Below are 14,186 nucleotides of genomic sequence, written 5' to 3' on the forward strand. Positions count from 1 at the left end.
TCTGGCGGCGCATCCGGCCAGCCCGGCGGAAAGTGACGCCATACAGTCGTCTATAGTCTCATTTTCTAGAAACCTTAAGGAAAATGAGATGGCAGAGCACGTCATTCCGTTCGATTCGGGCATCGACTACGCGGGACTGGGCGATCGCCTGAAGGCCTACCGTGTCGGCGCTTCGCTCCAGGCGGAAGACGTAGCCGCGCAATTGGGCGTGTCGCGGGCCGTCGTCTATCGCATGGAGCGTGGCGAGATCGTGAAGATCGAAACGCTGGAACGGCTGGCGGGCCTGCTGGGCACAACGCTGGCATCGCTGCTGGGCGTGGAGGTCGAATACCACTCGAACGCCCTGGGCTTCTTCGAGCGCATGCGCCAGCTGGAATCCAAGGCGGATCGCATTCTGGCCCATTTCGAACCTGTGTCGATGCTGCTCACCTCCACGGACTATCTGACGTATTTGCGTGAGATGCTGATCGAGTCCTCCCCCAAGAATCTGGGCAAGGTTCAGCTGGACACCATTGAAAAAATGCTGGCCATCATGACGGAAAGAAAAGCCTTCTTCGAGAAACGCAAACCTAACATTCTCAGCCTGATAGGCATGAGAAATCTGGAGCGCTTCATCCACACGGGCCTGGTTGGCCGCGTCGATCTGCCAGAAGAAGTGCGCCGGCTCCGTATCGCTGCCGCCAGGCAGGAAATCGTGCGGATTGCGGATCTCATGGGAAGCGAGCCCCTGCATGTGCAGATCGGCCTGGTCGATGACGCCATGCCGTCTTCTACCTTCCAGGTGTTCTGCAATCCTCAGCGCAGTGTGCTCGCCGTCAGTCCTTTCCGATTGGGAGACCTGCCCAATGTGCGCAATGGCATTGCCACGGTCACCGCTGCCCGTGAGGCGGTGGCCATGTATGAAGAAATGATTGGCCGATTATGGAAGACCGCCTACAAGGGGCGCGCAGGAGCCGCCAAGCTGAGAAAGCTGCTGGAGCGGATGGATTCAATCTAGGAATGAGGAATCATGATGGAGCAATCACCGACCTCAGGACAGCGCATCGCCGCGCTGCTGCTGGATGCCGGGTGCGTATCAATGCGCGGCGACGAGCCGTTCCGCCTGCCTTCAGGCTGGGCCAGCCCGTTCTACATGGATTGCCGCCGGCTTATTTCATTCCCGCAAATCCGCCGGGACCTTGTCGCGGCCTGCCTTGCCAGCATCGAAGCCTCCGGCATCCGGCCCGCGCTTGACGCCGTCGTCGCCGGCGAGACCAGCGGCATCGCTTTTGGCGCATGGATTGCGGACCGCCTGGACCTGCCCCTGCACTACGTCCGGAAAAACCCCAGGGGAGGCCGCCAGCTGGAAGGCGATATCGTTGCCGGACAACGCGTGCTGCTGGTTGATGACTTGATGGCAGCCGGTGTCTCGAAGTCGAATTTCCTGCAGGCGATCACGGCTGCGGGGGCAACAGCGGCAGACTTGCTGGTGATTTTTGATTACGCCACCTTTGGCGCGGCGCAGCATCTCTTGCAACAGGGCGTGCGCACCCATGCGCTCGCCACTTGCCAGGATATTCTTCAGGTTGCCCGGGCGCGCGCGCAGTTCGACAGCCGTTCGCTGGCTGACTTGGCTGATTTCATTTCAGGGCCTGCACAATGGTCACAGAAACATGGCGGCATCGCCGGATGACCATTCAATTTTCAAAGGAAATTCGATGACCTATCTAGAAACCGTTAACGTGTTTGAGCGCGAAGAGTCAGGGACAGACGCTTTCAAGAATCTGCATCGCTCGCTGCTGAATCTCATGAAAAGCGATCCCGCCCACGCGGCGGCCTACTACATCATCGGCACTGCCGCGCACAACTATGTCATGCGCTACGAAGACCAGGCAGTCGAACCTGAAACCGCTGACAAGGCGAAACAGGCGCTGCTGGGTTTCTGCAAAAAATTCGCCGCAGTCTTGAATGCCAGCGGAGAAGAAAAGCTGGCTGCGATCAGCGCCATCGCCAATGATTACGAATGGAAAATTGCCAACTTCTGACCCTGCCTGCGGGCGCAGCAAGAAAACACGGCAGGCCCTGCGGAACGCGCAAGCACGGGTGGTCTTGCGCGCCCGCCAGGGCCTGTTGACGGCGCGGGCTGAGGCCCGCCCCCAGTGAGGCCTGGCGGCCTTAGCCGCCGCGCAAGCGCTTCAGCTCTGCCTGCAAGGCATCGACTGTTTCCGTCCCCACGACGTCGGCGTGTTTGGCAATGACAGGTTGCATCAGTTCGCGCAGCTTCTGTTGTTCGGCTTCAGACAGCTCGGTGACTTGCATGCCAGCCTGTTTGAGTTCCGCCAACGCGGCATCTTCGCTATCGCGCTGATACTGCCGCTGGAATCCCGTCGCTTCCTGCGCCGCTTCCTGCAAGATGCGCTGTTCATCGGCCGACAATTTGTCCCAGATCCGTTTGCTCATCGCCAGCGATTGCGGGTTGTAAACATGCCGCGTCAGCACCAGGTAGCGTTGCACCTCATAGATACGATTGGCATGGATATTCGTGATCGGGTTCTCCTGGCCATCGACCGCGCGCTGTTCAAGCGCCGCATACACTTCGGGCCAGGCCAGCGGTGTCGGATTGCCATCCAGGGCCCGCACCCAGTCAAGGTTGATCGGGCTGGGAATCACGCGCAGTTTCAAGCCAGCGATGTCCTCCACTTTCTCGATTGGCCGGCGATTGTTGGTGATGTTACGAAAGCCCAGCTCCCAGTAAGCCAGGCCGACCATGTCCTTATCTTCAAATTTCTTGTGAATGGCCTGGCCGACAGGGCCATCCACGACCGCGTCGGCCTCCTCGGCATTCGCAAACAGGAAGGGAAAATCATAGATGCCCGCCTCCCGCACCTGACTGGAAAAAATCCCCGAGTTCACCAGCACAAAGTCTATCGTTCCGCCTTGCATGGCTGAGATCACCTGCGCATCGCCGCCCAGGACGCTGCCGGGAAACAGGTTGACCTTGAGCTTGCCGCCCGACTTGGCCGCCACCAATTCAGCGAACTTGTGCGCGCCCACCACACCGGGGTGCCCTTCCGGGTTCGCCGTCGCCAATTTGAATGAGCGGCTCTGGATATCCTGCGCGGAAACCGCCAGGCAAAATGCCGCGCCTAGCGACGCCAGCAGGCACTTAAAGAGGGTCTTTCGATGGTTCATGATTGTCTCCTTGGACTCTTATTGATCGGCCCGCGACACGGGCCATTTATCGGATCGGCGTGCAAGGCAGCCGCCGCTGGCGGCCTGCCTCCCGGACACGTCAACCGTACAGCCAGGCTCCGGGCACCATAACGATCTGCGGAAACGCCACCAGCAGCATCAACAGCCCGAACAACGCCAGCAGGAACGGCCCAATTCCGCGGATGACACTGTCTATGCCGACTTTGCCTACCCCTGCCACGGTGTTCAGCACCGTTCCCACAGGCGGGGTAATCAGGCTGATGGATGTATTCAGCACAAACATCACGCCGAAATACACCGGATCAATCCCCGCGGCTTTGATGACCGGCATCAGCACAGGCGTCAGCAACAGAATGCAGGGCGTCTGATCCAGCGCCGTGCCTATCACCAGCACCAGCAGCATGATCGCCAGCATCAAGAGTTTGGGATGCTCCAGCACCGGTTCAAGCAAGGCAACGATCTGCACAGGCAACTGCGCCACCGTAATCAGCCATGCCGACACCATCGCGGCTGCGACCAAAAACATAATGACCGAACTAGTGCGCGCAGCACCGATGAAGACCTGGAACAAATCCCGCCAGGACAATTCCCGGTACACCAGCATAGACACCGCCAAGGCATAGACCGCCGCCGCGACAGCGGCCTCGGTGGGCGTGAAAATACCGAAGCGCAGCCCTACGACGACCAGGACCGGCAAACCCAGCGCCCAGGAAGACTGGCGCACCGCCTGCCTGATCTCAGCCTTGGAACAGCGTGCCTTGGCCTCGACCCGCTCCGAACGCACCAGCCACCACCAGGCCAGCCATAGCATCACGCCCAGCAATAGCCCCGGCACGATACCGGCCATGAACAGGCGCGCAATGGACACATTGCCTGCAACGCCAAAGATCACCAGAGCGATAGACGGCGGCAGCACAGGCGCAATGATGCCCGCCGATGCAATCAAACCTGCGGAGCGCGCCTTGTCATGGCCGGCGGCGACCATCATCGGCAGCATCAAGGCTGTCAGGGCAGCCGCGTCCGCCACGGCGGAACCCGACAATGCGCCCATGATGCAGCCCGCCATGATGGTCACATAGCCCAGGCCGCCGCGAATATGCCCGACCAGCGCCATGGCCAGCGTCACAATACGCCGCGACAGACCGCCGGCATTCATGATTTCCCCGGCCAGCATGAAGAACGGCACGGCCAGCAATGGAAAACTATCCGCGCCGTTGACCAGGCTTTGCGCCAGAATCTGCGCATCAAACACATCCAGGTGCAGCATTAAGGCGACGCCGCTCAGGAGCAAAGCGAATGCGATGGGGATGCCCAAACCCATGGCGCCTATCAGCGCACCCACAAAGACCAGAATCGTCATGAGCGCACCTCCTCAGCGCGGGTTTCACCGGGACGGGCGGCAGCAAAGCCCAGCTCGTCCGGCGTCGCCTGCCCCGTCACCAAACGCGCGAATTGCAACAGCACCATTGCCCCGCCCAGAACAGCGAATACGGCCCCAGCCGCATAGAACCAGGCAACGGATACTTCCATTGCCGCACTGCGCGTTGTCAGGTTGATCTGAATCTGCTGCCAGCTGCCGTCCAGCAGCAGCCAGCAGACATACAGCATCAATAGCTGGCCCAGCCCCAGGCACACGCACCGCAGCCGCCTGGGGAGCAGGCGCACCAAGAGATCCGTGCCCATATGACTACGGCGCTGGATGGCGGCAGCAGCCCCCAGGAACGTAATCCAGACGAATAGCCAGCGCGCCAGCTCTTCGGAAATGGCGATGCCCGAATTGAAGGCGTAACGCAGCACCACATTGCTGAATACCAGAATCACCATGAGCGCCAGCGCAAGACCAATACCGGTCTCAAGCAGGCGGCATAGCCGCTCTACGATTCGCGTCATTTTTTTGTCTCCTGCGCCGCTACGCCCCCGGGTTCCGGTGTGGTCATGCCGCGCTATTTTTTTGATACCCGCGCCGCGGCTCTCGCCCGCGCGGGTGGTGGCTGGGCCTGTCCCGGGACAGGCCATCAAGCCGCTTATCCGTGCCTGTTCGCCGCCGACACCGCGGCGCGCAAGGCCAGCAGATAGCTGTCCACGCCAAAACCGCAGATCTGTCCGGTCACGATGTCAGCAAAGACCGAGTGATGGCGGAAAGCTTCGCGGGCGTGGATATTCGACATATGCAGCTCCACCACCGGCACTTCCAGAATGGCGAGGGCGTCGCGAATGCCATAGCTGTAATGCGTCCAGGCGCCAGCGTTGATCAGTACCGCATCCATGCCATCGTGATAGGCCTGATGTATGCGCTCGCACATGGCGGCTTCGCTATTGGTCTGGAAACTGCTCAGCGACACGCCCAGTTCGCCCGCCAGCGCTTCGAGCCGCGCATTGATTTCCTCCAGCGTCGTGGTGCCGTACTGGGCCGGGTCCCGTTTGCCGAACATATTGTGATTGATGCCATGCAGCATTAAGACTTTCATTGTTTTTCCTGTCTCTACCCGCTGGCGCGCCAGCGGTCGTTCATAGAACGTGGCGCGCACTCATACGGCGCCACGCCGCTCGCATCCGGCCTGGCGGCCGGGTCAGGCCTTGATTTCCACCACGCGCCCGGTACGGGCCGCAGCAACGATGGCTTCGGTGACGCGCAGATTCGCCAGGCCATCCTGCAAGGACACCAGCGGCTCGGCAGTGCCGCGCACGACCGCGCCAAAATGCTCCATCTGGCGCAGAATCGGGTCTTCGCGCACCATGTCCACAACAGACTGTTCGAATGGTTTCCACCAGGAGCGGTCTGCATCGGACGCATAACTTTTCAGGCGCATGGAGGGAATGGCCAGCGAACCATGCGTGCCTGCCACGACATAGCAGTCCTCGTCCTCGTATGAGGGATAGGCCGGGTTTTCCTGCGAGGTTTGTTCCCAGCTGCGCGCGCTGGCAGCCGTATCCGACAACATGAATGTGCCCAGCGCGCCTTGCCGGAAATGCAGGTTGATGGCGACGGTATCTTCCACTTCGAAGCCCCGCGCGGCATGGGAAGAAAATGCCTGCACCGCCTGTATTTCTCCGCACAACATACGCAGGTTGTGCACCTCATGAATCATGTTGAGCAGAATGGGGCCAGCGCCGGGTTCCCTGCGCCAAGGCGCATCCGCAAAATAATGATCGGGTTTGACGAACAAGGCGCTGCCCATGACCGCGACGATTTTCCCCAGCCGGCCCTGTTCGACCACCTGCCGGGCCGTTGCCATGATCGGGCTATGCGCGCGATGATGGCCTATCAGGACCCGCGCCGACTTTGCCTGCGCCAGATCCTGCAGCCCGGCACCTGCGGCCAGCGTATGAGCGACAGGTTTTTCCAGCAGAATGGGTATGCCCGCGTTCATGCAAAGCTGCGCGTGCGCCACATGCAATTGATTGGGCGTCGCCAGGACAATGCCGTCCGGGCGGTCTTGCTCCAGCATCGCTTCCAGCGAGGTGTACCAGGGCACGCCAGCCCGGCGGGCCAATTCGCCCGCCGCCGCTGAAGGGTCCACCACCGCCGCCAGGCAGCATGCCTGGCTTGCCTGCGCCGCCTGCATGTGCGCCTGGCCGATATACCCGGCGCCAGCCACGGCAATTCTGACTTTGTCTTTCATCATGTTTTCCAGCTATTGAATTCCGGAGATTTACCCTGCAGCCCTGTGCCGCCCGTCATGCCAAGGGCACGCGCAGCCGCTCAATGACAGGGGCGGTTTCGGGGCGCACACCGCGCCACCAGGCAAAGGCTTCCGCAGCCTGCTCCACCAGCATGCCGACGCCATCGGCCAGCTGCGGCACGCCGCAGCGGCCAGCCTGAGCCAGGAAAGGCGTCAGGCCTTTGCCATAGGCCAGTTCGTAGGCCAGCACGGCCTCGCTGAATACCTCATCCGGCAACGGCAGGGGTTCAGCCCGCAGACTGGCGGATGTGGCGTTGACGATCACATCAAACCGCTGGCCGGCCAGCTCGCCGTATCCGCCTGCCTCGAACACTGGCGGCGCGGCGGCCCCTACCGCCCGCAGCAGGTCCTGCGCCTTGGCGCCATCCCGGTTCACCAGCAATAAACGCGCCGGCTGCGCTTCCAGAAAAGGCAGCAGCGCGCCGCGCACCGCGCCGCCAGCCCCCAGCAGCAAGACCCGGCGGCCACGCAAGGCCACGCCCAGGTTGTGTTCGATGTCACGCAGCAAACCGATGCCGTCAAAGTTTTGCGCCAGCACGCGCTGCCCTTCGAATTTCAGGGCATTCGCCGCCCCCGCCAGACGCGCGGCTGGCGAGTGTTCGGAGGCATAGGCATACGCATCCAGTTTGAAGGGCGCCGTAATATTGATGCCTTTGCCGCCCGCCTGGCGGAATGCGTCCAGCGCGCCCGCGAACTGCCCTGGCTGGCCTTCAATCGCGCCGTAGTCCATTTCCTGCCCGGTCGCCTCGGCGAACAGGCCATGAATCAAGGGGGACTTGGTATGTCCGATAGGGTTGCCGATGACGGCATAACGATCTGCCATGTGCTTACTCCTGAGCAGGGGTACTGGAAAACAGCACGCCCTCGCGCACCATTGCGGTAATGTCTTCGTCCGAATAGCCCAGTTCCCGGGCAATGTCGGCGTTATCGGCCCCCAGGTCGGGCGCGACCCGGTCAATCCGGGTATCGCAATCAGAGAAACGGAAGGGCAAATTGGGAAAGCGCAGCTTGCCCAGCACCGGATGTTCCTGTTCCACGATCATGCCGCGGGCCTGTATCTGGGGGTCCGCCATGACTTCGTCGATACGCTGGACCTTGGCGCACGGCACGCCTATGCCGTCGAGCAGGGCCAATACCTCGGCCACGTCCCGCTGCGCCACCCAAGGCTTGACCACCGACAGAATCCATTCCCGGTTGGCGTTGCGGCCAGCGCTGCTATGCAGGCGGGTATCGCTGCCAAAGCCAGCCGGCCCGCCATGGGCTTCCAGCAGCCCGGCAAAACGCTTCCAGGCATCATCCACCTGGGCGGCAATCACCAAGTCGGCATCTTTGGCGCGGAACACGCCATACAGGGTCGAGTTGGGCATGTCATGCCCGGTTTGCTGCGGCAGCTCGGTACCGCCAGACAAGTGGTAGCACTGCACCGCGTACTCATGCATGGACACCAGCGTGTCATACAGCGCCATGTCGATATGCTGGCCCCGGCCACTGCGTTCGCGTCCCAGCAAGGCAGCGTTGATCGCCGCAACGGCATGAATGCCGGTGTACATATCGCCCAGCGAAATACGCAGCAATGGCGGCGCTTCGCCTGGCGTGCCGACCATTTGCATGATGCCGCTCTTGGCTTCGGCAATCAGGCCGAAACCGGCGCGATGCGAATCCGGGCCGGTGTGGCCATACGCGGAAATAGAGCAATAGATCAGGCCGGGGTTGATCTGGCTCAGCGCGTCATACCCCAGGCCCAGGCGGTCCAGCGCGCCCGGCCGGTAATTCTCGATGAAGACATCGGCGCTGGCGGCCAGACGTTGCAGCAACTGTTGGCCGCGCGGATCTTTGACATCCACGCTCAGGCCACGCTTGCCCATATTCAGCTGCAGGAAGTAGCCCGAATATGCGCCATCTTCACCAATCTGCCAGGCATGCTGGCGCCCCGCATCGCCGCTGCCCGGGCGCTCCACCTTGATGACATCGGCGCCCAGCGCCGCCAGGCAGCGGCCCACATAGGGGCCCGCCAGAAAATGGCTGTAGTCGATGACTCTGACCCCTTGCAAAGGCAGGGCCTGCTGCGCCGTCTGACGTTCGTTTTTCATGGTATCCGTCATGTCATTCACTTCCCGGGCGGCACGGAATCATCAGGCGGTGTTCCCCCTTTTGAACCACATCGCCATCCTGATTGATCAACTCGGAAGGCAGTATCACAATGCCCCAGCCCGGACGGCTGCGCGAACGGCGCAAGCCCGTCACGGTAAAGCGCACGCGCAGCACATCGCCGATACGGATCGGCCGCACGAAATCCCATGTCCAGCCCAGCGACATGCCCGGCACAAAGCGGTACTCGCTCTGCGTTTTCAGGCCGTCGGCCACCGATAGCCCAAACAAGCCATGCGCCACACGGGTGCCAAACGGCGTCGTGCGCGCATAGGCCTCATCCACATGCACCGGCGTGAAATCGCCCGTGAGTTCCGCATAGGCATTGATGCGCTCAGCCGTCATGAGATATTCCGGGCTCAGGCAGCTATCCCCTTCCCGGGCGTCATCCCAATACCGTTCCTGCGTGGTTTCACCAGACATTGCATTCATCCCTTTCATTCAAGCGAACTTCCTGATCCTGCGGTCGGCCACCGACCAGCCCGAGCCAACCCAAGCCAGCCCGCCGGTTCATGCCCCGGCGGCCCTGGGGTTGATGGCCAGGGCTTCCCGGACCGCATTGCCGCTGGCCTGCAGCAGTTCCACCGCCAAGCCGTCCGGCAGGCGCAACCAGTTGCGGCCCTGCGGCATTTGCTGCACGCCGAAAGCTTGCGCGGCGGCCAGGGCCGCTTCAACGTCTTCGCACATCACCCCCAAATGCGCGAGCCGCCCTTCCGGCCCCTGAAAGCCAGGCTGGGCGATGAATTGCAAGCCGCCCAGGGTCCAGTACTGGCGGGGCGCCTCCGGCGCGCCATCGACTTCGCGCATGGTCATGCCCAGCACCTCTTCAAAAAACCGGATATGCCACCGGATGTCATGCACAAAAATTGCGACATGCTCCAGATAGGCTTTTTTTGTCTGTGTCATCGTTCTTGCTCCCTTGCTGTATCAAGCCCGGCCCGCGCGTTTCACGCATGCGCAGGCAGTTGGGCTTCCAGCCCTTTGATGCACGCCACCAGCGTGCGGTTGACCGGCGTATCCAGGCCCAGGGCCTGGCCCAGACGCACGACCGCGCCATTGACATAATCAATCTCGGTGCGCGAATGTTTTTCCAGGCTTTGCAGCATCGACGTTTTGAATTCGGCGCCCAAACCCTCGGCTGCCATGAGCCAGGCCTGGCGCGCGTTTTCGATGGACAGCCGCAGGCCCTGGGCCCGGGCGACATCCATGGCCTCGGACACGGCCTCAATGGCAATCGCCTCGATTTCCGGCACGGCATACAACTGCCCGTAAGGGAGCCGTGTAATGCCGCTGACAGCGCCCGTGGCGACGTTGATCAGCAACTTGTCCCAGATCACGGCCATGATGTTGCGCGACGCCGTCGTCGCCAGCCCCGCCCGGTTAAAGGCCCCGGCCAATGCTGTCACTCGGCCGCTGCTGCTGCCATCCAGCTCGCCGATCAGCGTCTCCTTGCCTGCGATGCCAGCCTGTACTTCGCCGGGCGCCAGCATGACGCCGCCGACATACGTTTTCCCTGCGATGACTTTTTCACGGCCGACCAGCCGGGCCAGCACCTCTTCGTGGCCCAGGCCATTCTGCAGTGACATGACGACGGTTTCCGGCCCGACCACGCAGGCCGCAGCCTGCAGGGCCGCGACGGTGTCGAAGGATTTGACCAGCACGATCAGCACGTCCACGACGCCAACTTCCGCCGCCAGGGAAGTGGCATGAATCCCCGCCACCGTGTCGCAACGGGCGCCTTCATGCATGCGCAAGCCCTCGCGCCGCACCGCTTCGACATGCGCAGCCGAACGGCTCAAGAGCCAGACTTCTTCTCCCGCCCGCGCCAAGGCCCCGCCAATGACACTGCCCAATGCCCCTGCGCCCAATACGCAAATCTTCATCCCTGCCATCCTGTATCCGCGCCAGCACCCAGGCCAGCCATGCCGGGCACTATAGGAATGCAAGGATTATTGAGTCCATACAAGAAACACAATTCATCTATTGTGTTAAACAATAGTCCTTATGAAAGAATCACTTGTCACCCTAAGCGCTGCACCGGAACGCGATACGCTGGTCGAGATCAAACTGCTGCAGCTGTTTGATTGCCTGTACGAGACCCGCAGCGTGACGCGCACCGCGGACCAGCTCGGGCAAAGCCAGCCGACGATCAGCATCTGGCTGGGCAAGCTTCGCCAACAGCTGGGCGATCCCTTGTTCGTGCGCGGAGCCGACGGCATGCAGCCCACCCCCAGGGCAGATGCCCTGATCGGGCCGGCGCGGGATATTCTGGAATCGCTGCGCCGTTTGCCCAGCGTGGCGCCAAGCTTCTCCCCGCACCATACGGAACGGCTCTTCCGTCTTTGCATCACCGACGCCAGCCACATCACACTGCTGCCCGCTTTGCTGCCGCGCTTGCGCGAAGCCGCGCCCCATGCCCGCCTGGAAGCCTTGCGCATCGACGGCAATACCGCCCAAGTGCTGCAATCCGGCCAGGCGGATGTCGCGCTGGGCTACATCCCCTGGCTGCAATCTGGCATTTATCAGCAGGCCCTGTTCCCGCAAGACTGGATCTGCCTGGCTCATCCCAGTCATCCCAGGCTGGGCGAAACGCTGACACGCGCCGACTATGAACGGGAAAGCCATATCGGCGTCGTGGCCGGAACAGGCTTTCAATTGCTGGATGCCGCCATTACCAGCCAGCATATCCAGCGGCGCATCGCACTGGAGCTGCCCGCCTTTCCCGGCCTGGCGCCGATTGTCGCCAGTACGGACCTGCTCGCCACCCTGCCCCGGCACATTGGCGAGACCCTGGCGCAAACCCATGGCCTGCGCACCTTTCCCTGCCCTTTTCCCATTCCCACCTTCACCGTCAAGCAGCACTGGCACGCGCGCTTTCACAGCGATGCAGGGAACCGCTGGTTGCGGCAGCTGATCGCCAGCATTTTCCAGAAAAACGCCTGAAGCCCCCTCTTGCCGCTGCCGCGGCGTTCTGCCGCCGCAGCGCCAGCACACTGCCAAGCGACTGATTCATATAACAAAAAGTCAGTACATAACAGTTCTATATTTTCTTATTGCCACTCGGTCTGATCGCCCCGCCCGGCCGTTGATATGATCGGTTCCTGATCTTCCGTACCCGCTGGCGGGATCTCGCCCGCCCCAAGCCAGACCTGTCTTTTCAAGGCAAACCATGGCCGGGTACCTCGCTTTCTTGCTTTCAGGCTTTCCCATGACTACCTCCCGCGATTCAGCCATGCATCTGGCAGCCTTTGCGCTTGCCGGGCCGGTCTCCGGCGTCCATGGAGGCTGGCGCCACCCCGCCGCCGATACCCATCTGCTTTCCGCCAGCTATTACACCCAGCTCGGCCAATTGCTTGAGCAAGGCCGCTTCGACATGCTGTTCCTGGCGGATATCCTGGCGATTCCCCGCCGCCATGGCGGCAGCATGGAAAGCCAACTCAAATTTGGCGCGCTGGGCGCGCTGCGGCTGGATCCGATGACGGTGCTGGCGCTCATTGCGGGCAGCACCCGCCATCTGGGCCTGGCCAGCACGATTTCAACCTCCTATTTCGATCCCTATACCGTGGCGCGTTCGCTCGCCACGCTGGATCACCTGAGCGCGGGCCGCTCCGCCTGGAATATCGTGACCTCGTTCCAGCAGGCCGAAGCCGCCAATTTTGGCCGCCAGGACCAGCTCAGCCGTGATGAGCGCTATGACCGCGCCGAAGAGTTCGTGGAAGTTGCCTGCGAATTGTGGGATAGCTGGGCCGATGACGCCCTGGTACTGGACAAGAACGGTCCGCTATTCGCCGACCCGGACAAAGTCCGCGCCATCGACCACCAGGGCAAGTGGTTTTCGGTGCAAGGGCCGCTGAACGTCAGCCGCCCGCCGCAAGGCCGCCCGGTGTTCATCCAGGCCGGCGCCTCGGGCCGTGGCCGGGATTTTGCCGCGCGCTGGGCCGATGTCATTTTCGTCACCCATTCCTCGCTGGATTCCGCCCAGGCGTTCTATGCCGAAATGAAAGAACGCGCACGCAGCCATGGCCGCGACCCCGACGCCCTGAAGATTCTGCCCGGCATCGTGCCGATTGTCGGCGAGACCGAAACCATTGCGCTGGAACAGGAGCGGCTGCTGAAGGACCTGACGGATCCGGACGCCGGACTGTCCACCCTGTCCTACCACCTGGATATTGATCTCTCGCAATTCGAACAGGACGCCGTGCTGCCGGAACTGGATGTGCCGGGCGTGCAAGGCCACTACAAGGAAGTCGCGGAGCTGACCCGCCGCAGCGGCATCGGCCTGCGCGAACTGGGGCACCGCTATGGCATCGGCCCCTTGCGCGACTTCGTCGGCGCCGCCGACAAGGTCGCGGACAATCTGCGCCACTGGTATGAAGCCCGCGCCTGCGACGGCTTCATGATTCAAGTGCCTTACCTGCCCGGCGGCCTGGAAAGTTTTGTCCGCCTGGTGATTCCGCAATTGCAGGATCGCGGCCTGTTCCGCAAGGAATACACCGGCACGACACTGCGCGACCACCTGGGGCTGGCGCGCCCCGAACGCCGCTAAAAGGAGCCAGCCATGGCCGTCATACACAGCACCAGCCGCCTGTCTGCCCAGCCTGGCCGCTTCCTGCTCAACGCCCGCGACCAGCATCTGGTAACCGATGCCTCGCCCGGCCGTGGCGGCCAGGGCCAGGCCTGGCAGGCCGCCGAATTGCTGCTGGGCGCGCTGCAAACCTGCTCCCATGCGGTCATCGACGCTGAAGCGCGCCAGCGCGGCTGGGCCGGCTATGGCCTGGAAATCGCAGCCGCTTGCGAAGCCGACGAAGCCCGCCCCGGCCATTACCGCTACATCGAACTCACCTATCGCTTCACCGGCCTGTCGCAGGCGCAAGCAGAAGAGCTGGTGCAGGTTTTCGTCCAGGTCTGTCCGATCTACGGTTCGCTGTCCCGCGGCGCCCCCGTGACGCTGCACGTGCTGGCCTGAACAGCCCCGCCCGCCCCCATTTTTTACGCATACACCATGAACTACGCTTCCCTGCTGCGCGGCCTGCTGGCCGCCACCCTCGCCTTTGGCACGCCCGCCATGGCCGCCGACGCCTACCGCATCGGCACGATTCTCTCCACGACCGGCCCCGCTGCCTTCCTGGGCGAAGACATGAAAGCGGGCATGGAAATCGCCAT

At 62.3% G+C, this 14,186-nt stretch carries 17 protein-coding genes; 7 read left to right on the plus strand and 10 right to left on the minus strand.

Annotated elements, in window-relative coordinates; all coding sequences use genetic code 11:
* Positions 1-88: 88 nt before the first annotated feature.
* From ACTJGZ_RS02970 to ACTJGZ_RS02980, 3 genes are read left to right on the plus strand one after another with little or no spacing between them, the layout of a single operon-like run.
* Positions 89-997, plus strand: a complete 909-nt coding sequence (locus ACTJGZ_RS02970; protein ID WP_441661459.1) for a helix-turn-helix domain-containing protein — start codon at positions 89-91, stop codon at positions 995-997.
* Between the two features lie 12 nt (positions 998-1,009).
* The gene (locus ACTJGZ_RS02975; RefSeq protein WP_441661460.1) at positions 1,010-1,672 is read left to right on the plus strand and encodes an orotate phosphoribosyltransferase; all 663 of its coding nucleotides are present in this window, start codon (positions 1,010-1,012) and stop codon (positions 1,670-1,672) included.
* A gap of 25 nt (positions 1,673-1,697) precedes the next feature.
* A complete protein-coding gene (locus tag ACTJGZ_RS02980; protein WP_441661461.1) occupies positions 1,698-2,024 on the plus strand; it encodes a hypothetical protein in 327 nt (108 codons plus the stop codon).
* A 130-nt stretch (positions 2,025-2,154) separates the two neighbouring features.
* Here the strand turns inward: ACTJGZ_RS02980 and ACTJGZ_RS02985 are convergent, their stop codons facing one another.
* From ACTJGZ_RS02985 to ACTJGZ_RS03030, 10 genes are all read right to left on the minus strand, one after another.
* Complete coding sequence (locus tag ACTJGZ_RS02985) at positions 2,155-3,171, minus strand: TRAP transporter substrate-binding protein (protein ID WP_441661462.1); 1,017 nt, start codon at positions 3,169-3,171, stop codon at positions 2,155-2,157.
* A 100-nt stretch (positions 3,172-3,271) separates the two neighbouring features.
* Complete coding sequence (locus ACTJGZ_RS02990; RefSeq protein ID WP_441661463.1) at positions 3,272-4,552, minus strand: TRAP transporter large permease subunit; 1,281 nt, start codon at positions 4,550-4,552, stop codon at positions 3,272-3,274.
* The gene (locus tag ACTJGZ_RS02995; RefSeq protein WP_441661464.1) at positions 4,549-5,082 is read right to left on the minus strand and encodes a TRAP transporter small permease; all 534 of its coding nucleotides are present in this window, start codon (positions 5,080-5,082) and stop codon (positions 4,549-4,551) included. The genes ACTJGZ_RS02990 and ACTJGZ_RS02995 overlap by 4 nt, the downstream gene beginning before the upstream one ends.
* Before the next feature lie 134 nt (positions 5,083-5,216).
* A complete protein-coding gene (aroQ, locus tag ACTJGZ_RS03000; protein ID WP_441661465.1) occupies positions 5,217-5,660 on the minus strand; it encodes a type II 3-dehydroquinate dehydratase in 444 nt (147 codons plus the stop codon).
* Between the two features lie 102 nt (positions 5,661-5,762).
* A complete protein-coding gene (locus ACTJGZ_RS03005) occupies positions 5,763-6,818 on the minus strand; it encodes a Gfo/Idh/MocA family protein (protein WP_441661466.1) in 1,056 nt (351 codons plus the stop codon).
* Between the two features lie 52 nt (positions 6,819-6,870).
* Positions 6,871-7,698 (minus strand): shikimate dehydrogenase, encoded by an 828-nt coding sequence (aroE, locus tag ACTJGZ_RS03010; protein WP_441661467.1) that lies wholly within the window; start codon positions 7,696-7,698, stop codon positions 6,871-6,873.
* A 4-nt stretch (positions 7,699-7,702) separates the two neighbouring features.
* Positions 7,703-8,965 carry a CaiB/BaiF CoA transferase family protein gene (locus ACTJGZ_RS03015; protein ID WP_441661468.1) on the minus strand — a complete coding sequence of 421 codons (1,263 nt, stop codon included), beginning with the start codon at positions 8,963-8,965 and terminating at the stop codon, positions 7,703-7,705.
* Positions 8,966-8,978: 13 nt separating this feature from the next.
* Entirely contained in the window at positions 8,979-9,446 is a 468-nt protein-coding gene (locus ACTJGZ_RS03020; RefSeq protein WP_441661531.1) for a MaoC family dehydratase, read from the minus strand.
* Between the two features lie 87 nt (positions 9,447-9,533).
* The gene (locus ACTJGZ_RS03025) at positions 9,534-9,929 is read right to left on the minus strand and encodes a VOC family protein (RefSeq protein ID WP_441661469.1); all 396 of its coding nucleotides are present in this window, start codon (positions 9,927-9,929) and stop codon (positions 9,534-9,536) included.
* Between the two features lie 41 nt (positions 9,930-9,970).
* Positions 9,971-10,906: a ketopantoate reductase family protein gene (locus ACTJGZ_RS03030; protein WP_441661470.1), complete on the minus strand. Its 936-nt coding sequence runs from the start codon at positions 10,904-10,906 to the stop codon at positions 9,971-9,973.
* A gap of 121 nt (positions 10,907-11,027) precedes the next feature.
* On the opposite strand from ACTJGZ_RS03030, the gene ACTJGZ_RS03035 reads away from it, so the two are divergent.
* The 4 genes from ACTJGZ_RS03035 to ACTJGZ_RS03050 all read left to right on the plus strand — a co-directional run.
* Positions 11,028-11,966: a LysR family transcriptional regulator gene (locus ACTJGZ_RS03035; RefSeq protein ID WP_441661471.1), complete on the plus strand. Its 939-nt coding sequence runs from the start codon at positions 11,028-11,030 to the stop codon at positions 11,964-11,966.
* Positions 11,967-12,231: 265 nt separating this feature from the next.
* Positions 12,232-13,569, plus strand: coding sequence for an LLM class flavin-dependent oxidoreductase (locus ACTJGZ_RS03040; protein WP_441661472.1), 1,338 nt, complete (start codon positions 12,232-12,234; stop codon positions 13,567-13,569).
* 12 nt (positions 13,570-13,581) lie between these two features.
* Entirely contained in the window at positions 13,582-13,989 is a 408-nt protein-coding gene (locus tag ACTJGZ_RS03045; RefSeq protein WP_441661473.1) for an OsmC family protein, read from the plus strand.
* A gap of 99 nt (positions 13,990-14,088) precedes the next feature.
* Positions 14,089-14,186, plus strand: a 98-nt coding sequence (locus tag ACTJGZ_RS03050; protein ID WP_441661532.1) for a hypothetical protein, incomplete at its 3' end; no start/stop codon positions are given.

The organism is Kerstersia sp. (genome assembly GCF_052103615.1).
GTDB lineage: Bacteria > Pseudomonadota > Gammaproteobacteria > Burkholderiales > Burkholderiaceae_B > Kerstersia.